This window comes from Demequina mangrovi (assembly GCF_000759715.1).
Taxonomy (GTDB): domain Bacteria; phylum Actinomycetota; class Actinomycetes; order Actinomycetales; family Demequinaceae; genus Demequina; species Demequina mangrovi.
Genome location: NZ_BBLU01000014.1, coordinates 80,880 through 102,713, shown reverse-complemented (window position 1 = coordinate 102,713; position 21,834 = coordinate 80,880). Strand labels below are relative to the sequence as shown.

General features: G+C 70.5%; 22 protein-coding genes. 8 read left to right on the top strand and 14 right to left on the bottom strand.

From position 1 onward, the window contains the following. Window positions 1–62 precede the first annotated feature (62 nt). The 6 genes from TR42_RS11180 to TR42_RS11155 form a co-directional block, all read right to left on the bottom strand. Window positions 63–713 carry a hypothetical protein gene (locus TR42_RS11180; protein WP_042215838.1) on the bottom strand — a complete coding sequence of 217 codons (651 nt, stop codon included), beginning with the start codon at window positions 711–713 and terminating at the stop codon, window positions 63–65. A 286-nt stretch (window positions 714–999) separates the two neighbouring features. After that, on the bottom strand, window positions 1,000–1,356 hold the full coding sequence (locus TR42_RS11175) for a nuclear transport factor 2 family protein (RefSeq protein WP_042215836.1): 357 nt from the start codon (window positions 1,354–1,356) through the stop codon (window positions 1,000–1,002). Window positions 1,357–1,411: 55 nt separating this feature from the next. Beyond that, window positions 1,412–2,554: a hypothetical protein gene (locus TR42_RS11170; protein ID WP_042215834.1), complete on the bottom strand. Its 1,143-nt coding sequence runs from the start codon at window positions 2,552–2,554 to the stop codon at window positions 1,412–1,414. Further along, window positions 2,554–3,114 carry an RNA polymerase sigma factor gene (locus TR42_RS11165; RefSeq protein ID WP_161786641.1) on the bottom strand — a complete coding sequence of 187 codons (561 nt, stop codon included), beginning with the start codon at window positions 3,112–3,114 and terminating at the stop codon, window positions 2,554–2,556. Before TR42_RS11165 ends, TR42_RS11170 begins: the two co-directional genes overlap by 1 nt. Window positions 3,115–3,276: 162 nt before the next feature. Further along, on the bottom strand, window positions 3,277–3,600 hold the full coding sequence (locus TR42_RS11160) for a YciI family protein (protein ID WP_042215832.1): 324 nt from the start codon (window positions 3,598–3,600) through the stop codon (window positions 3,277–3,279). Window positions 3,601–3,602: 2 nt separating this feature from the next. Continuing rightward, window positions 3,603–4,175: a dihydrofolate reductase family protein gene (locus TR42_RS11155; RefSeq protein WP_042215830.1), complete on the bottom strand. Its 573-nt coding sequence runs from the start codon at window positions 4,173–4,175 to the stop codon at window positions 3,603–3,605. 58 nt (window positions 4,176–4,233) lie between these two features. Here TR42_RS11155 and TR42_RS11150 point away from each other — a divergent pair, with 58 nt between their 5' ends. Further along, a complete protein-coding gene (locus tag TR42_RS11150; RefSeq protein ID WP_042215828.1) occupies window positions 4,234–5,082 on the top strand; it encodes an aldo/keto reductase in 849 nt (282 codons plus the stop codon). Window positions 5,083–5,124: 42 nt separating this feature from the next. Here the strand turns inward: TR42_RS11150 and TR42_RS11145 are convergent, their stop codons facing one another. Further along, window positions 5,125–5,904, bottom strand: a complete 780-nt coding sequence (locus TR42_RS11145; protein WP_042215826.1) for a siderophore-interacting protein — start codon at window positions 5,902–5,904, stop codon at window positions 5,125–5,127. A gap of 109 nt (window positions 5,905–6,013) precedes the next feature. Here TR42_RS11145 and TR42_RS14395 point away from each other — a divergent pair, with 109 nt between their 5' ends. The 5 genes from TR42_RS14395 to TR42_RS11120 all read left to right on the top strand — a co-directional run bounded on the left by TR42_RS14395 (window position 6,014) and on the right by TR42_RS11120 (window position 12,830). Further along, entirely contained in the window at window positions 6,014–7,459 is a 1,446-nt protein-coding gene (locus TR42_RS14395) for an HNH endonuclease signature motif containing protein (RefSeq protein ID WP_052405982.1), read from the top strand. Between the two features lie 204 nt (window positions 7,460–7,663). Further along, on the top strand, window positions 7,664–10,039 hold the full coding sequence (locus tag TR42_RS11135) for a beta-glucosidase (RefSeq protein WP_201770800.1): 2,376 nt from the start codon (window positions 7,664–7,666) through the stop codon (window positions 10,037–10,039). A gap of 94 nt (window positions 10,040–10,133) precedes the next feature. After that, complete coding sequence (locus TR42_RS11130) at window positions 10,134–11,972, top strand: BCCT family transporter (RefSeq protein ID WP_042215825.1); 1,839 nt, start codon at window positions 10,134–10,136, stop codon at window positions 11,970–11,972. A 61-nt stretch (window positions 11,973–12,033) separates the two neighbouring features. Next, window positions 12,034–12,525 (top strand): hypothetical protein, encoded by a 492-nt coding sequence (locus TR42_RS11125; RefSeq protein ID WP_042215823.1) that lies wholly within the window; start codon window positions 12,034–12,036, stop codon window positions 12,523–12,525. Next, a complete protein-coding gene (locus TR42_RS11120; protein WP_042215822.1) occupies window positions 12,522–12,830 on the top strand; it encodes a hypothetical protein in 309 nt (102 codons plus the stop codon). Before TR42_RS11125 ends, TR42_RS11120 begins: the two co-directional genes overlap by 4 nt. Window positions 12,831–12,890: 60 nt before the next feature. Here TR42_RS11120 and TR42_RS11115 read toward each other — a convergent pair whose 3' ends face one another. Genes TR42_RS11115 through TR42_RS11105 form a run of 3 tightly spaced genes read right to left on the bottom strand, consistent with a single transcriptional unit; the run spans window position 12,891 to window position 14,438 of the window. Then, entirely contained in the window at window positions 12,891–13,616 is a 726-nt protein-coding gene (locus TR42_RS11115) for a flavodoxin family protein (RefSeq protein WP_042215820.1), read from the bottom strand. Between the two features lie 15 nt (window positions 13,617–13,631). Further along, window positions 13,632–13,904, bottom strand: a complete 273-nt coding sequence (locus TR42_RS11110; protein WP_042215818.1) for a YkvA family protein — start codon at window positions 13,902–13,904, stop codon at window positions 13,632–13,634. Between the two features lie 45 nt (window positions 13,905–13,949). Beyond that, window positions 13,950–14,438: a beta-class carbonic anhydrase gene (locus TR42_RS11105; protein WP_042215816.1), complete on the bottom strand. Its 489-nt coding sequence runs from the start codon at window positions 14,436–14,438 to the stop codon at window positions 13,950–13,952. 101 nt (window positions 14,439–14,539) lie between these two features. Here TR42_RS11105 and TR42_RS11100 point away from each other — a divergent pair, with 101 nt between their 5' ends. Next, window positions 14,540–15,304 (top strand): SDR family NAD(P)-dependent oxidoreductase, encoded by a 765-nt coding sequence (locus TR42_RS11100; RefSeq protein WP_042215814.1) that lies wholly within the window; start codon window positions 14,540–14,542, stop codon window positions 15,302–15,304. Between the two features lie 9 nt (window positions 15,305–15,313). Next, the gene (locus TR42_RS11095) at window positions 15,314–16,318 is read left to right on the top strand and encodes a LacI family DNA-binding transcriptional regulator (RefSeq protein ID WP_236623433.1); all 1,005 of its coding nucleotides are present in this window, start codon (window positions 15,314–15,316) and stop codon (window positions 16,316–16,318) included. A 10-nt stretch (window positions 16,319–16,328) separates the two neighbouring features. Here the strand turns inward: TR42_RS11095 and TR42_RS11090 are convergent, their stop codons facing one another. The 4 genes from TR42_RS11090 to chvE form a co-directional block, all read right to left on the bottom strand. After that, window positions 16,329–17,342 carry a LacI family DNA-binding transcriptional regulator gene (locus tag TR42_RS11090; protein WP_052405979.1) on the bottom strand — a complete coding sequence of 338 codons (1,014 nt, stop codon included), beginning with the start codon at window positions 17,340–17,342 and terminating at the stop codon, window positions 16,329–16,331. A gap of 146 nt (window positions 17,343–17,488) precedes the next feature. Next, complete coding sequence (mmsB, locus tag TR42_RS11085; protein WP_042215810.1) at window positions 17,489–18,667, bottom strand: multiple monosaccharide ABC transporter permease; 1,179 nt, start codon at window positions 18,665–18,667, stop codon at window positions 17,489–17,491. Next, on the bottom strand, window positions 18,664–20,229 hold the full coding sequence (gene mmsA, locus TR42_RS11080; protein ID WP_042215807.1) for a multiple monosaccharide ABC transporter ATP-binding protein: 1,566 nt from the start codon (window positions 20,227–20,229) through the stop codon (window positions 18,664–18,666). Before mmsA ends, mmsB begins: the two co-directional genes overlap by 4 nt. Before the next feature lie 84 nt (window positions 20,230–20,313). Further along, the gene (gene chvE, locus TR42_RS11075; protein ID WP_042215805.1) at window positions 20,314–21,495 is read right to left on the bottom strand and encodes a multiple monosaccharide ABC transporter substrate-binding protein; all 1,182 of its coding nucleotides are present in this window, start codon (window positions 21,493–21,495) and stop codon (window positions 20,314–20,316) included. Window positions 21,496–21,834 lie beyond the last annotated feature (339 nt).

The following is a 21,834-nucleotide window of genomic DNA, read 5'->3' as shown; positions in this document are numbered from 1 at the left end:
CGGATTGTGCCTGCGGCCCGCCTCCTGGTGAGGTGACGGGCCGCAGGTGTAGGTGTGTGGGGCTAGCCGAGCGTGATGGTCTGCGCGGTCTCGGCGAGCGTGGCGGAGAAGTCCGCGTCGGCCTCGAGAGCGTCCATGTACGACGCGCTGATGACGATGACCGCGTCGCCGTGGTCGAAGGCGTAGATCTCGAAGGCGTTGAGCAGCGGGTCCTCCGAGCCGGGCACGTAGGCGTAGTAGCCGGGCACCTGGCCATCGGTGTACTCGACGACGTAGTCGGTCGTGTCGGCCAGCCCACCGGACATGCCGTACGCCGCACCTTCGACCTGTGCCTTCGCGTCACCGCCGACGGCGACGTCGGCGACGTACGCCGAACCGATCGCCGTGGGGAACGCGTTGAACTGCACCTCAAGGAGCATCGTCTCGAACTGCGACTCGGCGACGGTCCAGTCCTCAGGGATACCGGTCAGGGTGACCTCGCCGGCTTCGAGCTGGGCGACCACCGACGGTGCCTCCTCGGTCGGCTCAGGCTCGGGCGACTCGGTGACGGTGTCGACGTCAGCGGTCGCGGTCGCGGTCGTCTCGGTCGTCTCGACGACGGTGGCGGTCTCGGTCGCCTCAGCCTCGAGCGTGGTGTCGTCAGCGTCGGCGGACGAGCACGCGGCCAGAGTGAAGGTCAGCGCCGCAGCAGCGGCGAGAGCGCGGATACGCATGAAGGTTCCCCCAGATGGTTTAGCAGGTTGGACAGGGGCAGGCTATTGCGCCGATGCGTGTTCGCCTACCACATCGCTGGTGACGTTGCGCACACGGCACCTGCGGGCTCACCACAGCTGCGTCAGGACTCGCCTCCGGCGAGGCCGCCGTGGACGAGCACCACCGCCTGCGCCTGAGACAAGAAGCGCCTCTTCAGGAGACGAGACTTTGAGTCGGCGTGCAGATGAGTGGTGCGCGCTTCCCACTCAGGCTGCCACGACGAGAATCGCGCCGGCGCGCGATCCCTCAAGAGCCCGCTGCGCGGGGCGTCATGTACCACTCGACGAACCTCAGCGCGCGGCCGTCCGGGGCGAACCACACCTCCCACAGGTTCGTGTAGGTCTCGTGCCCCGGATAGTCGACGGAGCCCTTGATGATGCCGAGCCGCTCGTTCTCGATGAGGACCGCCAGCCGGGGGACGGGAACGCCCGGCTCGGGCTCCTGCCACGCCTCGACGATCGCGTCGATGCCGCGCACCGGTTCGGGGTCGTTCGGTCGGAACCAGTACTCCGCGTCGTCGGTGAAGAGCGCGCGGACGTCGTCCTCGGCCTTCGTCTCCCATGCCTTGAGGTAGCCGGCCAGCCAGTCGTTCGTGCAGGTCATGCCTTGTTTCTACGCGCCCAGGGGACGATGCGCGAGGCCTGGGACCGCCGCCGCCTCACTCACGATTCACGCACCTCGGCAGCTCGTACCCGGTCATGGCGCGCAACGCCTCGAACACGTCCACCTGAAGGTCGTCCAAGCGGGGATCATCGCCGGGGTAAGACTGCACCACCAGGAACGCCTCGTCTCCGATGGGACACTGAAAACCGCCGCCGCGGAACTGTTCGGGGAAGTAGTAGAGCAGGTCCAGGAGGGGGTTGTCCCCGAGGGGGACCTCCTCCCCCTCCGCCGAGGTGACGGTCTGGCCCGCGGTGAGCGGCTCCGGCGTGAGCACCACGTTGGCGTGCACAGTCATGCCCGCCGACGGGTCGGCCTCCATCGCGTCGTAGACGTCCGTGGGCGCGAGCGTGAGCACGCTCCCCCACGCCTCGGTCATCTCCGAGGTGCCCACGAGCTCCCACCCGTCGAGGTGCTGGGCCAGGGTGTCGCCGTGCGACAGCGCCTCGAGCACCGCGGCGGTCTCGTCGGACAGGCTCGTCGGGATCTCCCCCTCCAACCCGAACGTGTCGGCATGGTCGGGGATGTCGTTCACCTCCAGGACCTCGCGGGTCGCCGCGTCGATGACCACGAGCTTGTCCGCCGGCCACGTCGGATCCGGATCGGGGATGAGGAAGGCCGGGCCGAGGTCGCGGTACGGATCCATGTCGGGCCCGTCGACGCGGTAGTCGGCCTGGAGCATCGTGCCGTCGCTCGTGTTGACCACCACCGTGTTGGGGTGCTCGAGGATCTCGATCGGCCACTCGTCGCACGGTGCGCCCGGGGTGCTGTTCCAGTCCGTCTCCAGGCCACCGATGTTGCCGATGGCCTTCCCCGAGATCTCCGTCGCGTCGTTGCACGCGGCGGCGAGGGCGAGGTCCAGGGACGATGCGGTCGCCGTCTCCGTCGGCTCCGCGGGCGCAGGCGTGCTCGAGGTCGCCGGTGCCACCTCGGTCGGACGCCCGGGCAGCCACAGCGACGCCGCGACGAAGCCCAGCGCGACGACCGCGACGCTCGCCGCACCGACCGCGAGGCCACGGCGGCGCCGGTGACGGGCCACCCGTCCGGCGACGGCCTCCACGTCGACGCCGTGCGCCGCATCGTCCCAGGCGGCGACGGCGAGCGCCTGGAGGTTCTCGAACGTGCTCCGGTCGGCGGTCATCAGACACCTCCGGACGGGGCCTGGACGGGGACGGTCTCGGGTTCGTCGAGATCGAGTTCGGGAAGGGCCCCGCGCAGCTTCACGATGCCGTCCGAGAGGTACCGCTTCACCGTCCCCTGGGCGAGGCCCAGCGTCCGGGCCACCTCCGCGACGGGCATCCCCTCGAGATACCGCAGGACCACGCATGCCCGCTCTCGCGGCGACAGGGTGAGCAGGGCGGCACGGAGGTCGATCGCAGCGTCCACCAGGCCGCTGTGGTCGGGAGAGACCATGCGCGCACCCCGCACGCGGAGCGCGTCGAGGTCCGCGTCGACGATGCGCGGGCGCGCATGGTCTCGCCGGCTCCGGTCGATCGACGCGGTCGCGATCGCTCTCTTGACGTACGCGTGCGCCGCATCGACATCGCGCACCGGCCTCGCCGTGCGGAACGTGCGGACCAGCGCCTCCTGGAGCAGGTCCTCGGCGTCCTCGCGCGAGCCCGCCAGCATGTACGCATAGCCGAACAGCGCCCGTCCGCGCTCGCGCATGAGCACGTCGAGAGCGTCCCTCCACCCGCTCACGCGGCCGTCCCCCCTGGATCCATACCAGCGAGGACGCATGGACGCCGCAGAAGGTTGGGGGCATGGCTGGAGAAACCCCAGGTGAACCGCTGCGCGGACCCCCGCCCGCCGCTGTGCTGCATGCCGCGAACATACCCGTCGGCGGCCGGGCCGGGGAGCAGGTCAGAGGAGCGCCCTCACCTCGACCCGACGATGGCACGCGCGCGAGGCCTCCGCCGCAAGCGCCAGCGCATCGTCCCGCGACTCGGCCTCGACGATCCAGAAGCCGGCCACATGCTCGGATGTGCGCACGAAGGGCCCCGGCGAGACCTCGCCGGCGCCGTCCCGGTCGTCGATCGTCGTCGCCCCGGCCGGGTCCTCGATCCCCGCGGCGAGCACCCAGCGCCCCTCGGCGCGCAGGCGTGCGTTGAACTCGTCGATCGCGGCGTCCTCCTCGGGGGTCGAGGAGCCGGTTCGATCGTCGATCACGGAGAACAGGTAGCGCATCGTCACCCTCCCCGGGCGCCCTTGACCTCGTACCTCACCAGCAGCGCGCCCTCGGGGAAGCGACGATGCTCGACCAGCTCGAGATCGAGCCCGATCCCGTCGGGGAGCATCCGGGTGCCGCCGCCGACGATCACCGGTGCGATCGCCAGCTGGATCTCGTCGACCAGCCCGGCGCGGAGCGCATGCGAGGCGAGCTCGGCGCCCGCGATCGAGAGGTCGGACGCGGAGCGCTGCTTGAGCGCCGCCACCTCCGCGGCGTCGAATCCGCGCTCGACGCGGGTGCGCGGATATCCCGGGTCGTCGAGCGTCGCGGAGTACACGATCTTCTCCGCAGCGCACCACGCCTCGGCGTAGTCGCGCATCGCGCGCGGCTGCTCGGGATCGCCGCGGAGGTCCTCCCACACGCGCATCGTCTCGTAGATGCGGCGGCCGTAGAGGAGCGTCGACGCGGTCCAGCAGAGGTCCGTGAAGTAGTCGTGCAGCTCCTCGTCGGGCACGGACCAGTCGAAGGCTCCGTCGACGTCGTTGATGTACCCGTCGAGCGAGCAGTTGAACGCGTAGATGAGGCGACCCATGGCATCGCCCTCCCTCCCCTCGCCACGGTAACCCCGCGCATCGTCCTAGGGTGAGGGCATGGCCCTCCCCTCCCTCGCTCTCAACGACGGCTTCACCATCCCGGCGCTCGGCTTCGGCACCTACCCGCTGGTGGGCGACGAGGGCCGCATCGCGGTCCGGTCGGCGCTCAAGGCCGGCTACCGGCTGCTCGACTCCGCGGTGAACTACGAGAACGAGGGCGTAGTCGGGCTCGCGGCCCGCGAATACCTGGTCAAGCGGAAGACCTCACGCACCGACCTCACCGTGCAGACCAAGCTGCCCGGGCGCCACCACGCGTTCGACCGCGCGATCGCCTCGGGCTACGAGTCGCTCGCGCGGCTCGGGCTGGACCGCATCGACGTCATGCTCATCCACTGGCCCAACCCGTCGGCGGGCCTCTACAAGGAGGCGTGGCGCGCGCTGATCGAGCTGCGCGACCGGGGCGTGGTGCGAAGCATCGGCGTCTCGAACTTCAACGAGCGGCTGCTCGCGGAGATCATCGAGGACTCGGGCGTGGTCCCCGCGATCAACCAGGTCGAGCTGCACCCGTACTTCCCGCAGGTCGAGCTCCTGTCGCGGCACGCCGAGCTCGGCATCGTCACCCAGGCGTGGAGCCCGCTGGGCAAGCGCAACGCGCCGTACGCCGAGCCCGTCGTGGCCGAGGCGGCGGCGCGGCTCGGCGTCACCCCTGCCCAGGTGATCCTGCGGTGGCACCTCGAGCGCGGCACGCTGCCGCTGCCGAAGTCCGCGACGCCCTCACGTCAGGCCGAGAACCTCGACGTGCTCGGCTTCTCGCTGCTGCCCGCGGAGGTCGACGCGATCACGGCGCTCGGCCGCCCCGACGGCCGGCTCTTCGACGGCGATCCGGAGACGCACGAGGAGATGTAGCGCGGACGATGCGCGGGTTCTCACCCGTACGCGTGCTCCGGGTCAGACCGGAGCGTCCTGCTCGGCCTCCATCCGCGCGTTGAACTCGCGCTTGCCGGCCTGCCAGCCGTCCTCGTTCATGCCGGTGCGCCAGTAGCCCGAGATCGACACCTGCTCGCGTGGGATCGCCCACGTATGGAAGAGGTGCCGCCGCAGGGGCTTGACCATGTCCGCGTTGCCGTGGACGAACGCCTCGACGCGGCCGACGGGACGCTCCGCACCGACGACGGCGCGGGTGAGGGCCTCGCCGTGCGCATCGGCGCCGGTGCGGTGGATCCAATGGATCGCGGTGCGGCTCGTGGTCGCGAGCGGCTGCTCGTCGGCGGGACCGGCGACCTCGAGGTAGACCTCGACGCGCGCGTCGGGCCTGGCCGTCGCGAGGCGGTCGAGCGCGGCGGCGATCGCGGGCAGGGCGGCCTCGTCGCCGACGAGCAGGTGGGCGTCGGCATCGGCGCTGGGCGCCCACGCGCCGCCCGGTCCGACGAGCCTGAGCGCGTCACCGGGCTGAGCGGTCGCGGCCCACGGGCCCGCCAGGCCCTCGTCGCCGTGGACCACGAAGTCGATCGCGAGCTCGCGCGTCTCGAGGTCGAGGGAGCGGATCGTGTAGGTCCGGGTCACGTCACCGAAGCGCAGCTTGACGTAGTGATCGGTGAAGGTGAGCGGTGGAAACGCGTCGAGGTCGGGACCCGTGAGGATCACGCGGACCATGGCCGGCGTGAGGCGCTCGGTGCGGACGACGGTGAGGGTGCGGACGGGGCGATCGGGGCGTTCGGGGCGGGGCACGCGCCGATCGTATGGGTTCGGCGGCCTCCCCCCGGCCTCGTCGCCCGCTCTTCCACAGGGCGCGTCCGTTTCGTGGGGATTGTCAGCCCCTGCTGTTTGACTAGGGGCTATGGACGTTCCGAGCCTTCTTGATGCCGAGCCTGGCGGTGGTGAGACCGCCGTCGGCGGGTTCGCGCGGGCGTGCGCGGCGGCGCGGGAGTCGGTGGGGACGATGCGGGCGCTGACGGCCGAGGGCGGGTCGCCGGGTCGGGAGGTTCTCGGACAGCTCGAGGCGGTGGCGCTGCTGGCCCGGGAGGTCGACATGGTGCTGGCGCGGCTGAGCCGTGAGGCGCAGCGCCTGTCGGACGAGGCCCCCGGGGGCGGGTTGGCACGCCGACACGGTCACCGCGGTGCCGCGGACCTGGTGGCGTCGACCACCGGCGGCACCCGCGCCGAGGCACAGCGGCTCCTCGATGCAGGTCGGGCGCTCGAGGGGGTCGAGCCTGCCGCGCCCACGTCAGACCCCGCTCTTGCTCCTACGCCCGTCCCGCGCCACCCTCATGTCGCGGCCGCGTTGGATCGCCTCGAGATCTCGGTGGACTGCGCCACCCAGATCATCGACATGCTCGACGCCCTCGAAGAGCGTGTGGAGCCGGATCGGCTGACGCGTGCCGAGCGGGAGCTGGTCGCGCGGGCTCGCGGCATGTCGGCGACCCGGTTCGCGGCCGTGGTGCGCCGCACCCGCGCCGCCCTCGACATCCACGCACACGAGAAGAGCCTGGCGCGGATGCGGGCGAGCCGGTGGGTACGCATGTATGAGGACCGCGACGGGATGGTCGTCCTCAGCGGCCGTCTCGACCCCGAGACCGCCGCCCCCGTCCGCGCGGCCCTCGACGGTCTCGTCGGCGACGCGATGCGCCGCTCCAAGGACGCCCTCGGCGAAGACACCCGCTCGACCGACCAGATGCGCGCCGACGCACTGTCCGCACTATCCCGTCACGGTTTGGGCTGCACCGCGACCGACCTGCCCCTGTCGACCGTCACCGTCATCGTGCGCATCGCGGAGAAGGATCTTCACGCAGGGCTGGGGCTGGGCGAGGTCGACGGCACCTCCACACCGGTCGATGTCGCCACCGTGCGCCGGATGGCCGCCGACGCGCACCTCATCCCCGCCGTCCTCGGCTCCGCCGGCGAGCTGCTCGACCTCGGACGGCGCCGACGCCTCTTCACCCGGTCGCAGCGCCTGGCCCTAGGCGAACGCGACGGCGGCTGCGCCTTCTGCGGGGCACCCCAAGTCTGGACCGACGCCCACCACATCCAATGGTGGGGACGCGACCACGGCCGCACCGACCTCGCCAACGGAGTCCTGCTCTGCGGCCACTGCCACACCACGGTCCACACCCAAGGCTGGGACATCCACGCCACCGCCACCACCATCGACTTCATCCCGCCGGCTTCCGTCGACCCCGCGCGACAACCCAGACCCGGAGGCAGGCGCCGCTTCCACGCACCCCACGGACTCGCATCTCGCCACGACCCCGACGCCGAGCCAGCACCACCACCCGACGCCACCTGACACCTGTCCCGGTGACTTCGGAGGGACGAACCGTGCCATTCGGATTCCATCCGGAAGGGTGGCTCGTGGTTGCCGCCGAGCGCTGCAGGGACACCCCTCCGGGGACCCCGTCGGACCGGGCGTTTCGGCCCGTCTTCCCAGCACAGCCCGTCGATAGGATGGAATCACCGACGAAGCAGTCCCCCTTCTCCACAGAGGAAAATGATGCGCGCCACCTACGAGAGGGCCGAGCAGATCGTCTCGCGCCTGACCACCGACGAGAAGATCCGCCTCGTGTCCGGCAAGGACGCCTGGTCCACCGAAGCGCTCGACGAGCACGGCGTCCCGTCGATCATGCTCACCGACGGGCCGCACGGGGTGCGCAAGCAGCAGCTGGGGACCGACCACCTGGGCATCTCCGCCTCCGTCCCGGCCACCTGCTTCCCGCCTGCCGTCACCCTCGGCTCGACGTGGGACCCCGAGCTCGTCGAGGAGGTCGGCGGCGCCCTGGGCCGCGAGTGCCGCTCGCAGGACGTCTCGGTCCTCCTCGGGCCCGGGCTCAACCTCAAGCGGCACCCCGCGGGCGGCCGCAACTTCGAGTACTTCTCCGAGGACCCGTTCATCTCCGGCAAGCTCGCCGCCGCGATGGTCCGGGGCATCCAGTCGGAGGGCGTCGGCGCGTGCCTCAAGCACTACGCCGCCAACAACCAGGAGTTCTTCCGCATGTCGTGCGACTCCCTCGTCGACGACCGCGCCCTCCACGAGCTCTACCTCGCGAGCTTCGAGATGGCCGTGAAGGAGTCCGACCCCTGGGCCGTCATGTGCTCGTACAACAAGATCAACGGCGAGCACGCCGACGTCCACCGTGGCCTGCTCACCGACAAGCTGCGCGACGACTGGGGCTTCGACGGCCTGGTGATGTCGGACTGGTTCGCCGTGTCCGACCGCGCCCTCGCGATCTGCGCCGGCCTCGACCTCGAGATGCCCGGCAGCAACGGCACCTGGGACAACCAGGTCAAGGACTCGCACGCGAAGGGCCTGCTCACCACCGCGGAGCTCGACCTCGCCGCCACCCGTGTCATCGACCTCGCGCTCCGCGCCGCCGAGTCGAGCGGCTCCTCGCAGGTCGACCCCGAGGAGCACCATGCGCTCGCCCGCCGCGCCGCCGCCGCCGGCACCGTGCTGCTCACCAACGACGGCATCCTGCCGCTCGAGCGCAAGGGCAGCATCGCCGTCGTCGGCGCCTTCGCCAAGAAGCCGCGCTACCAGGGCGCCGGCTCCTCGCTCGTGAACCCGACCAAGGTCGACACCTTCCTCGCCGCCCTGCGGGAGACCCTCGGCGACGCCGCCGAGGTCCACTACGCTCCCGGCTACGACCCGGTGACCGGCGCGACCGAGGAGGCGCTGCTCGACGAGGTCCGCGAGACCGCGGGCAAGGCCGACGTGGTCATCGTGCTCGCGGGCCTCCCCCAGGCCTACGAGTCCGAGGGCTTCGACCGCACCCACCTCCGCCTCCCCGACGGCCACGCCGCCGTGCTCGCCGCGACCCTCGACGCGAACGAGCGCGTGGTCCTCGCGCTCCAGAACGGCGCCCCGATCGAGATGCCGTGGGCCGACCGCCCCGCCGCGATCGTCGAGGCGTACCTCGGCGGCCAGGCGTCGGGTTCGGCGCTCGTCGACGTGCTGCTCGGCGACGTCGCCCCCGGAGGCCGCCTCGCGGAGTCCTTCCCGATCTCCGCGGCCGACCTCCCCGCCGACCGCGACTTCGCCCGCCACCCCAAGCAGGTCGAGTACCGCGAAGGCCTCTACGTCGGCTACCGCTTCCACGACTCGGCGGGCGTGCCCGCACGCTTCCCGTTCGGCCACGGGCTGTCGTACACGTCCTTCGACTACTCGGGCCTCAGCGTCCGCAAGGCGGGCGAGGGCTACACGGTGACGCTCACGGTGACCAACACGGGCGATCGCGCCGGCTCCGAGGTGGTCCAGGTCTACGTGCGCGATCCCGAGTGCGCCGCGTACCGCCCCGACAAGGAGCTCAAGGGCTTCGCCAAGGTGCACCTCGAGCCCGGCGCCTCCGAGAAGGTGACCCTCACGCTCGACCGCCGCGCCTTCTCCGTGTGGGACGTCCGCTCGCAGCAGTGGCGCGTCGAGCCGGGGGCCTTCGAGGTGCTCGTGGGCGCCTCCTCGACCGACATCCGGGCCCGTCGCGCCATCAAGGTGACGTTCGGAGAGGCGGTCTCCCCCAACCTCGGCCCCACCGCGTGGGTCGCCAACGACGACGAGTTCCGGATCATGCTCGGCAGCCAGATCCCGGAGGCGCCCTCGGTCCTGCCCTTCACCCGCGACTCGACCATCGCAGACCTCAAGGAGACCGCGGCCGGCCGGCTCATGTCGGGCATCCTGCTCCAGCAGGCCAAGAAGTCCTTCGACACCACCGACGCCGATGAGACGACGATGGCGATGTTCGACGCCGCAACCCGCGAGGCCCCGCTGCGCATGGTCGCGATGGGGAGCGACGGCAAGCTTTCTCTGTCGAACCTGGACCGACTGATCGCGATCCTCAACGGAGCCTCGACCAAGGCCTGGCGCTCGCGCGGCTGACACAGCCCTCGCGGGCCGGAGCCCTGGGGTGCAGGATTGACCCCAGGGCTCCGTGCCCGAACGGCCGGAGCCCGTTCAACCAGGGGAGGCGTGCATGACCGCGACCGAGTCGAGGACCAAGACGCCCATGTCGCGGCGGGAGCTGGCCCGCTGGGTCTTCTGGCCGGCCGCCGTGCTCATCCTGGGATTCGCGCTGTTCGCGATCGTCGCGCCCGACATCGCCGAGTCGCTGTTCGACGCGATCCAGCGCGACATCATCTCGGCCTTCGGCTGGTACTACGTCCTCATCGCCGCCTTCTTCGTGGTGGTCACCCTGTACCTCGGCTTCAGCAGGTACGGCGACATCACCCTCGGCAAGGACGGCGAGGAGCCCGCCTTCAGCAAGTTCTCCTGGTACGCGCTGCTCTTCGCCGCGGGCATGGGCATCGGCCTCGTCTTCTACGGCGTCTCCGAGCCGCTCGCCCACTTCGCCGAGCCGCGGCCCGGCGTCACCGGCACACCGTCGCAGCTCGCCCAGTCCGCGATGTCGCAGACCTTCCTCCACTGGGGCCTTCACGCGTGGTCGATCTACATCATCGTCGGGCTCGCGATCGCGTACGCGGTGCACCGGCGCGGGCGACCCGTCTCCATCCGGTGGGCCCTCGAGCCGCTGCTCGGCAAGCACGTGCAGGGGGCGTGGGGCAACGTCATCGACGTCACCGCCGTGCTCGGCACCCTGTTCGGCATCGCGACCTCGCTCGGCCTCGGCGTGCTGCAGATCTCCGCAGGGCTGTCCTCAGCCGGTATCGCCGAGCCGACCACCACCACTCAGGTGGTGCTGATCGTCATCATCACCATCGTCACGCTGTTCTCGCTGCTCACCGGCCTCGCGCGCGGCATGAAGTGGCTGTCGAACATCAACCTCGCCCTCGCCGGCATGATCCTCACCTACGTGCTCTTCACGGGGCCGACGCTGTTCCTGCTGCGGGAGTTCGTGCAGTCGATCGGCAACTACATCCAGAACTTCGTGGGGCTCAGCTTCAACGTGTCCGCGTACGCCGGCGCCGAGGGCGCGGCCTGGCAGGCGAGCTGGACCACCTTCTACTGGGGCTGGTGGATCTCCTGGGCGCCCTTCGTCGGGATCTTCATCGCGCGCGTCTCGAAGGGCCGCACCGTGCGCGAGTTCGTGTGGGGCGTGCTCCTGGTGCCGGCGATGGTGACCTTCCTATGGTTCGCCGTCATGGGCGGCACCGCGCTCTACCAGGAGCTCGAGGGCAGCGGCGGCCTCATCGCCGAGGACGGCTCGATCAACTACGAGGGCGCGCTGTTCGACATGCTCGACACGCTCCCAGGGTCGACCTTCATCACGTTCGGCGCGATCCTGCTCGTCGGCATCTTCTTCGTGACGTCCTCCGACTCGGGCAGCTTCGTGCTCTCGATGCTGACGACCGGAGGCAAGGAGAACCCCGCGCGCTGGGTGCGCGTGTTCTGGGCCTGCACCACCGCGGCCGTCGCGATCGCGCTGCTGCTCTCGGGCGGACTCACCGCCCTCCAGACGGCGGCGATCATCACCGCGCTGCCCTTCAGCTTCGTCATGATCGCCATGGTCGTGTCGCTGTTCCGCGCCTTCGAACGCGAGCATCGTGCCTACCTGCGCGTCACGCGCGAGCAGTTCGTCGAGCACATCGGCGACACCTACGGCCTCGACGCGAGCCCCGCCGAGCCCGAGCTGCCGCGCCCGTCCTTCATGGGCAGGCTGCGGCGCCGGCCCCCGACAGGCACGGCGGCGACCGGGACGGCGGCCGGGACAGCGTCGCCCGCACCCGAGCCGGCACCCGAGGCCGGCACCGCGGACGATGCACCCGCGCCGCACTACGAGTCGCTCGACACCGACTCGATCGCCATCGCGCACCGCGAGTCCGAGCCGCCTCAGGACCCGAAGCCCGAGCAGTAGCGCCGACGCGGGCGCAGGGCCGCGGTGCCTGCAGCTCGGCGCCGGTGCCTACCCTCGCCTCATGGACTTCTCCTACGCCCGCGGCCTCGCGCGCCAGCTCGTGCTCGCGACGGCCGCGGTGGCGCTCGTCGAGATCCCGGTGGCCCACGTGCTGCTCACCCGCTGGAACGGCACGGTCGCGACCGTCGTCACCGTCGCGTCGGTCCTCTTCGTGGCCTACATGCTCGCGGACTGGGGCGCCGCGCTGCGACGGCCGATCCGGCTCGAGGCGGACCGCCTCGTCGTCGCTCGGGGGCTGCGTCGGCCCTGCATCGTGCCCCTCATGGGCATCGCCGAGGTCCGCACCGTGCCGTCGAGCGACGGGCTCCCGGCGGGAGCGGGACGCACCGTCTACGCGGGCGAGGCGAACGTGCTCGTGGCCCTCGACCGCGCGACCGCCGCCGCGCTGGGCCGTGCCGGGGTCGCCGTCGCCGCCGACGACCCGACGGCCCTCGTCACGGCGCTCAGGGGCGCGATCGACGCCCCACCGGCAGGAGTACAGTCGCCCTCATGACCGCCGCTCCCCTGGCCCACCGCGCCCGACTCGTGCATGGCACGCGACCGCTGCTCCGCACGGTCATGGAGGTCGGAAGCACCTGGGCCCTGATGTCGGACGGCGACTCGATGCTCGTGTGGCGCATCGACGCCGCCGCGGGCGACCTCCTCACCGTGGGCGAGCAGGTCGCGGACCACGGGCACGGACGATGCACGGCCCCCGGCGGCATGGTCGCCTACCGGGAGGCCGACGAGGAGGGCGACATGCGGCGCCCGAGCCTCACGCGCGCCCTGACGCGCGCCTCGTTCACGCTCGCGGCCTGACCGACGGGCCCGCCGCGTCGCGGTGGAACGCCCCCGCCGTCGCGGGCAGCTACCCGGGGATCACGCCCGGTACTCGGGGTTCGGGTGATCGAAGCGCGCGCCCGCGTCCCATTCGCGGCGCGAGTTGCCGCCCTCGGGGAAGCCGCCCCCGTCACGCAGCCACCGCGCCGTGTGCAGGAGGTTCCACGTCATGAAGGCGGTGTTCCGGCGGGTGAAGTCGCTCTCCGGCCCGCCGCTCCCCTCGTCCAGATAGGACGGCCCAGGGCCGACCGGGCCGATCCACCCCGCGTCGGCGTTCGGCGGGATCGTGTAGCCCAGGTGCTGGAGCGAGTAGAGGACGTTCATCGCGACGTGCTTGACCCCGTCCTCGTTCCCCGTCACCACGACGCCGGCGGTGCGGCCGTAGCAGAGGTACTGACCGCGATCGTTGAGGTCGCCCGACAGCCCGTACAGCCGCTCGATCACCCGCGTCGCGACAGACGACTTGTCGCCCAGCCAGATCGGGGTGCCGAGGATGAGGATGTCGGCGGCGAGGATGCGCGGCGCGAGCGCGGGCCAGTCGTCGCGCTCCTGGTTCCCGCCCGGGACGTCCTCCCGCATGTCGGGGTAGACGCCCGGCGCGATGACGTGATCGACCGCCCGGATGACGTCGACCGTCACGCCCTGCGCGCGCAGGATCGCGATCGCGTTGTCGAGCAGCCCCTGCGTGTGCGACAGCGTCGGCGACGGCTTGAGCGTGCAGTTGACCACCACGGCCGTGAGGTCGGAGAAGTCGCCGTCGCTCATGGCCGCACCGCAGGCTCAGGAACGCCGGACCGTGCCGTCGACGTCGATGGTCTCTCCGCCGGCGCGCGAGCCCTCGCGCGCCTCGAAGCGGTGACGCTCACGCCCGAGGAGCGTGAACGCGACCATCCACAGCCCGAGGTCGTCGACGATGCCGAAAGGCAGCAGCAGATCGGGGATGAAATCGAGCGGCCACAGCGAGTAGAGCACCGCCGCGAGGCCGACGAACCACGTCGTCGGCGCGAGCCGGTGCTCCCCGGTGCGGACCGCGTTGAGGAAGCTCCACCACATGACGTCAGTATGCGCCTCGCGGCGCGCGACGTCAGCCGCCGATGCTCAGAGGACCTCGCGCAGCCGACCCGTGTGGACGTCGAACACGAAGCCGCGCACCTGGGTCGCGTCGACCAGGAAGGGGTTGCGGCGCAGGCGCTCCATCGACTGGCGCAGGTCCGCGTCGAGGTCGCGGAACGACTCGGGGCTCCAGGTCGGCTTGAGGCCCGTCTCGTCGAGGAGCTGGTTGCGCAGCTCGTCGTCGGTGAAGGTCAGCGCACCGCAGTCGGTGTGGTGGATGAGGATGATCTCGCGCGTGCCGAGCTTGCGCTGCGAGATGACCAGCGAGCGGATCATGTCGTCGGTGATGACGCCGCCCGCGTTCCGCATGACGTGCGCGTCGCCGACCTCGAGGCCCAGCATCGCGAACGTGTCGAGGCGCGAGTCCATGCACGCGACCACCGCGAGCTTGCGGCGCGGAGGAAGGGGGCGATCCGGCGTGTACGTCTCGGCGTACGCGGCGTTGTTCGCGATGAGCTCGTCGGCGATTCCCATATGTCCTCCCGGGTGTCGCGGGTCAGCATATGTCACGTCGCAGCGCCGCGATCTCCGGTGAGCGCTCTTCCCATGTCCGGAGTTTCGAGGATGATTGACCCATGACACGCGTCCTCGTGACCGGAGCCGCCCAGGGGCTGGGCTCCGAGATCGCGCGCCGGCTGGTCGCGCACGGCTACGAGGTGGTGGTCCACGGACGCGACGCCGCCCGGACCGAGGTCGCCCTCGCCGCCGCCCCCGGCGCCCTCGGCGGCGTCACCGGACGCCTCGACTCCCTCGCCTCGACCCGCCTGCTCGCGGCCGATGCGCGCGGGCGCGGGCCGTACGACCTCATCGTGCACAACGCCGCGCTCGGACCCGACCAGGACCGCCCGGTGCTCACCGAGGACGGCATCGAGCGCATCACGCAGGTCAACGTGGTCGCGCCGTACCTGCTCAGCGCGCTGCTCTCGGTGCCGCGGCGCATCGTCTTCCTCGGGTCCGACTCCGCGTTCTCGGGGCGGCCGCGCGTCGACCTCGGGGTGCTCGAGCCGTGGGACGGCGAGCAGGCTTACGCGGACTCGAAGCTGCTGCTCACCATGCTCGCCTTCGAGATGGCGGCGCGGCACACGGACCGTCCCATCAACGTGGTGCATCCCGGCTGGGTGCGGACCCGCATGGGCGGTCCGCGGGCGGCGCTGCCGATCTCGGACGGCGCTGACAGCCCCGTGTGGATGGCGACGTCCGAGGAGCCGGTCGCGCGGCGCGGCGGCCAGTACATCCACCATCGGCGCGCGGAGGACGCTCCCCCGGCGGCGCACGATGCGGCGCTGCGGGAGGCGTTGATCGACCGGCTGATCGAGCTCACGGGCGAGCACCTCCACTAGGGTGACGACGTGAGCACGCCGCGCGCCTCGATGACCGACGTCGCACGGCTCGCGGGGGTCTCGGGCCAGACGGTGTCGCGCGTCGCGAACGGCTCGTCCCACGTGAGCGCGGGCACGCGCCGACGGGTGCTCGACGCGATGGACGCGGTCGGGTACACGCCCAACACCGCCGCCCGCGCGCTGAGGAGCGGCAGCTTCGACACGCTCGGGGTCATCGCCCATCGGCTCGCCCGTACCGGCGAGTCCCGCATCGTGGAGGCGGTGGTCCAGGCCGCCCGCGACGCCGGGCACACCGTCACCCTTCTCGACATCGACTCGACCGAGCACGAAGACGTGTCCGAGGCCGCCTCCCGCCTCTCGCACCAGGCGATCGACGGGCTCATCATCATCCGTGCCGAGATCGAGGACGTCGGCCGGCTCGCGCTGCCGTCCGGCCTGCCGGTGGTGGTCGCGGACGCGACCTTCGGCGGGCGCCTGCCCATGGTCGGCGCCGACCACGCGCAGGGGGCACGGGAGGCCGTCCGGCATCTCCTCGACCTCGGGCACCGCGCCGTCCACCACCTCGCGGGACCGGAGGACTCGATCCCCGCGCGGGCGCGCCTCACCGCGTGGCGCGCGGTGCTGCTCGAGCACGGCATCGAGCCGCCTGCCCCGGTCCGTGGCGACTGGTCCGCCGCCTCGGGTCACGCCGCCGCGTCCCGCCTTCTGGGCGAGCCCGGGGCGACCGCGGTGTTCTGCGCGAACGACGAGATGGCCGCGGGCCTGCTGCTCGCGTGCGCCGAGGCGGGCCTGAGCGTGCCCCGCGACCTCTCCGTCGTGGGATTCGACGACATCCCGCTGGCCGGCTATCTCCACCCGCCGCTCACCACGGTCCGGCAGCCGTTCGACGACGTCGGGCGCCGCCTCGTCTCCACGGTGCTCTCGCGCATCGCCGGCGCCTCGCAGCCGACCGGCACGGAGCTGGTGCCCTGCGAGCTGGTGGAACGCTCCTCGACCGCGCCGCCGCGTCCGTGAGGCGCGGACGCTAGACGGTCCCGCGCTCCACGATCTCGGTCGGGATCACCACGCGGCCGGCGGGCCGGCCGTTGATCTCGTCCACGAGCAGGCGCACCATCTCCTCGCTCACCCGGTCGAAGGGCTGGCGCACGGTCGTGAGCTGCGGCACGGTCTCGCACGCCGCAGGAGCGTCGTCGAAGCCGACGACCGCGACATCGTCCGGTACCTGGATGCCCGCCTCCTCGAGCACGTCCATCGCGCCGGCCGCCATGAGGTCGTTGCCCGCGAAGATCGCGTCGAACGAGACCTCGCGCGCGAGCAGCTCGCGCATCGCACGCGCGCCCGACTCGCGGCTGTAGTCGCCGTAGACCACCCGCTCATCGGAGAAGTCGTCGCCGAGCACCGTGCGGAACGCCGCCAGGCGCCCCGTGCCGCCCGAGGTGTCCTGCGGACCCGCGATGTGCGCGATGCGGGTGCGGCCCCGCGCGAGCAGCAGCTCGAGGATGGCACGCGCGCCGCCGTCATCGTCCGCCGTGACGTAGCCCACCTGCTCCTCGAAGCCGAGCGGGATGCCCGCGGAGATCACCGGGAGGCGCGCCTCGAGCAACGCCGCCATGAACTCCTGGCCGTCCCGGTGCGCGGAGACCACGAGCGCGCCGTCGACGTGCCCGCCCGTGAGGTACTCGGTGGCCCGGCGGCGCTCCTCGAGCGTGTCCGCCATGATGAGCACGAGCGTCATGCCGTGCTCCGCGAGCGCGTCGGCGCAGGAGCGCAGGATGTGCAGGAAGTTCGGGTCCGAGAAGAAGCGCTCGTAGGACTCGGTGAGCAGGAAGCCGACCGAGCCGGTCCGGCTGGTCGCGAGCGAGCGGGCGTGCGGGTTGATCCGGTAGCCCGTCGACTTGATGGCCTTCTCGACCTGGATGCGCGCGGTCTCGGAGACCCAATGGCTCCCGTTGAGGACACGGGACACGGTGCCGCGGGACACCCCCGCCTCCGTGGCCACATCGTCGATGGTGGGCCGGCGTCCACGCAGCTTCGTCACTGGTATCTCTCCTCGCTTCGCTTACGAGTATGGACTAGGAGCGCTCTCAGTGCGCGCGACGCCCCGGGGCCTCCCCCGACGCGGCGCCCGGACACGCGACGAGGGGCCTCGGGGAGTCCCCGAGGCCCCTCGTGCGACGCGGTGTCCTAGCGGGCGCCCGCGCGGCGCTTGTTGTAGACGTCGAAGGCGACCGCGAGCAGCAGGACGAGGCCCTTGACGATCTGCACCATCGACTGGTCGACGCCGAGGAGCGACATGCCGTTCGACATCACCGCCATGATCAGACCACCGACCATGGCTCCGGTCACGCGGCCCACACCGCCGGTGACGGCCGCGCCACCGATGAAGCAGGCGGCGATCGCGTCGAGCTCGAACATGTTTCCAGCCGAGGGCTGGGCCGAGTTCATGCGTGACGAGAACACGACGCCGGCGACCGAGGCGAGGATGCCCATGTTGAGCATGACGCCGAAGTTCACCCACTTGACCTTGACGCCCGAGAGCATCGCGGCGGAGAGGTTGCCGCCGATCGCGTACACGTGGCGACCGAAGACGGTGCGCTGCGTGACGAGCGAGTAGATGATGATGAGCGCCGCCAGGATGATGAGGACGAACGGCAGACCACGCGCGTTGGCCAGCTGCCAGGCGAACCACATCACGACGAACGAGACGACGACGAGCTTGACGATGAACAGCGGGAACGCCTCGACCGGCTGCTCGTACGCGATGCGGCTGCGACGCGTGCGGTAGGTCGAGTAGAAGTAGCCGAGCAGCGCGATCGCGAACACCACGAGCGTGAAGACGTCGTAGCCGTTGCCGCCGAGGACCCCGTTGAAGAAGCCGTTGGCGATGTTCTGGTACTCCGCGGGGAACGGCGACAGCGAGATGTTGTCGAGCGTCACCCAGGTGAGGCCACGGAACAGGAGCATGCCGGACAGGGTCGTGATGAACGCGGGGATGCCGACGAACGCGACCCAGAAGCCCTGCCATGCGCCGATGAGGGAGCCGACGCCGAGCGCGGCGAGCACGCCGACCCACCACGGCATGTCATGCCGGATGACCACCACGGCGGACACGGCGCCCGTGAACGCCACCACCGATCCGACCGAGAGGTCGATGTGGCCGGCGATGATCACCATCACCATGCCGATCGCGAGGATCAGGATGTAGGAGTACTGCAGCACCAGGTTGGTGACGTTGCCGGGGCTCAGCAGCTTGCCGTCGGTCCAGATCGCGAACACCGCGATGATGGCGATGAAGGCGAGGTAGATGCCGCTGGTGCGGATGTTCCGCGTGATCAGCTCCCGGATGTTAGCCGTGCCGGTCATGCCCGGGCCTCCTTGTCCATGGTGGTGGTACTCGCCTTCTCCTGAGTCATCAGGGTCATGAGCTTCTCCTGGGTGGCCTCGGCGACCGGCAGCTCGCCGGTCACGACGCCGAAGGCCAGCGTGTAGATGCGGTCGCACGTGCCGAGCAGCTCAGGGAGCTCGGACGAGATGATGATGACCGCCTTACCCGCCGCCACCAGGCGGTTGATGATGGTGTAGATCTCGTACTTCGCGCCGACGTCGATGCCGCGCGTCGGCTCGTCGAGGATGAGCACCTCGGCGTCCGAGTAGATCCACTTGGACAGCACCACCTTCTGCTGGTTGCCGCCCGAGAGGTTGCCGACGGTCTGCATGACCGACGGGGTCTTGATGTTCATCGAGGCGCGGTACTCCTCCGCGACCTTGATCTCCTTGTTGCCGTCGACCCACCCGCGCTTGGCAAGCTTGAACAGCGCAGCGGCGGAGATGTTGCGGCGCACGTCCTCGATGAGGTTGAGCCCGTAGCGCTTGCGGTCCTCGGTCGCGTAGGCGAGCCCGTGCGAGATCGCCTCGGACACGTCGCGGATGCGGATCTCCTCGCCGTGGAGGTAGGTGCGGCCCGTGATGTCGCGCCCGTACGAGCGTCCGAAGATGCTCATCGCGAGCTCGGTGCGGCCGGCGCCCATGACGCCCGCGATTCCGATGACCTCGCCCTTGCGCACGCTGAACGTCGCGTTGTCCACGACCACGCGGCCCGGCTGGGTGGGGTGGTAGACGGTCCAGTCCTCCACGCGGAAGACCTCGTCGCCCACCACGTGCTCGCGCTTGGGGTAGCGGTTGGTGAGGTCGCGGCCGACCATGCCGCGGATGATGCGGTCCTGGTTGCCGCCACCCTCGGCGATGTCGATCGTCTCGATCGAGTGACCGTCACGGATGATCGTGGTGCGGTCGCAGATCTCCTCGATCTCGTTGAGCTTGTGGGAGATCATGATCGACGTGATGCCGCGCGCCTTGAGCGAGCGCAGCAGCTCGAGCAGGTGCTCGGAGTCGTCGTCGTTGAGGGCCGCGGTCGGCTCGTCGAGGATGAGGAGCCGCACGTCCTTGGACAGCGCCTTCGCGATCTCGATGAGCTGCTGCTTGCCGACGCCCAGCTGGTTGACCGGGGTCAGAGGGTTCTCGTGGAGGCCGACCTGCTCGAGGAGCTTCGCGGCCTCGTGGTTGGTGAGGTTCCAGTCGATCATGCCGTTCTTCCCGCGGCGCTCGTTGCCGAGGAAGATGTTCTCCGCCACCGAGAGGTAGGGGATGAGCGCGAGCTCCTGGTGGATGATGACGATGCCCTGACGCTCCGAGTCGGGGATCGAGTGGAACTGCTGGACCTCGCCGTCGTAGACGATGTCGCCTTCGTACGTGCCGTGGGGGTAGACACCCGACAGCACCTTCATCAGCGTCGACTTTCCTGCGCCGTTCTCGCCGCAGATGCCGTGGATCTCGCCGTCGATCACGCTGAGCTCGACGGCCGAGAGCGCCTTGACGCCGGGGAAGGTCTTGGTGATCTTCCTCATCTCAAGGATGTGCTTCGGCATGTCTCACCTCCATGGGTGTGAGAGAGGGGGTGTCTGGGAAGGGGTGGGCGGTGCCGGCCCCGAAGGGCCGGCACCGCAGCCGGATCAGGAGGCCTGACCGGACTCCACTTCCTCAGCGGTCCAGTAGCCGGAGTCGACCAGCAGCGACTGGATGTTGCTCGCGTAGACGATGTCCGACTCGAGCAGGTAGGACGGGACAACCTTGACGCCGTTGTCGTACGTCTCGGTGTCGTTCGCCTCGGGCTCGCCGCCCTCGAGGAACGCCACCGCGGAGGTCACGGCCTGCGCCGCGAGCTTGCGGGTGTCCTTGAAGATCGTCGCGAACTGGACGTCGTCCGCGATCAGCTTCACGGAGGCGATCTCCGCGTCCTGACCGGAGACGGCCGGGAAGCCGTCGGCGACGGTGCCCGAGTAGCCGCCGTTCTGGAGCGCGGTGATGATGCCTCGCGAGAGACCGTCGTAGGGCGACAGCACGCCGTCGAGCTCGAGGTCGGTGCCGACGTACGTGGAGGTCAGCAGGTCCTCCATGCGCTTCTGCGCGGTCTCCTGCTGCCAGCGGAGGATCGCGACGGTCTTGAAGTCCGTCTCCTCCGACGGCACCACGAGCGTGCCGGCGTCGAGGTAGGGCTGCAGGGTGTCCATCGCGCCGTTGTAGAAGAAGGTCGCGTTGTTGTCGTCGGGCGAGCCGGCGAAGATCTCGATGTTGAACGGGCCGGTCTCGCCGGTCTCCGTCACGCCGTCCTCCTCGAGGACGCCGAGGCCCACGAGCAGCGAGGTGGCCTGCTGGACGCCGACCGTGTAGTTGTCGAACGTCACGTAGAAGTCGACGTTCTCGCTGCCGTTGATGAGACGGTCGTAGGCGATGACGGGGATGTCCGCGTCGGCCGCCTGCTGCAGCTGGGTGGTGAGGGCGGTGCCGTCGATCGCGGCGATGATCAGCGCGTCGACACCCGAGGTGATCATGGCGTCGATCTGCGCCGCCTGGGTCGGGATGTCGTCGTTGCCGAACTGGAGGTCGACGTCGTAGCCGAGCTCCGTCAGGCCCGCCTCGACCGCGTCGCCGTCGGCGATCCAGCGCTCGGAGGTCTGGGTCGGCATCGCCACACCGATGGTGCCGCCGGCCTCGGTCATGGTGCCGCCGTCGGTGCCGCCGGTCGCGTCCGCCGAGCTCTCCGACTCGGAACCCGCGCCGCCGCCGGAGCAGGCCGCCAGGCTGAAAGCGAGGGCCGCACCGGCGCCTGCCGCCAGGAACTTCCTGAACTTCATATCTCCTCCTCGAGATACCGGTCCGCATCGTTGCTGACCGTGCGTCACCAAGTGTGTTTGCGTTCACAACAAACGTCAAACAAAATCCGTCACAATGCGATCACGAGGCGTGAACACCGTGAATTAAAATGGTTTACCAGGGCTTTTGCCGAGATCCTGGGAGCGCTCTCAGCCTGTTCGAGAGCACAGTCGGGAACCGCGCGCCGGCTCGAGCGATGACGAAACGGACATGTCGCGGCCCGGCGCACCCCCGGAGCGCGGCGCTCCGGCGGCCCTGCGGACACGAGGAAGGCCCCGACCGGAACCCGGTCGGGGCCTTCCCGTGCGGCGCCGCTCAGG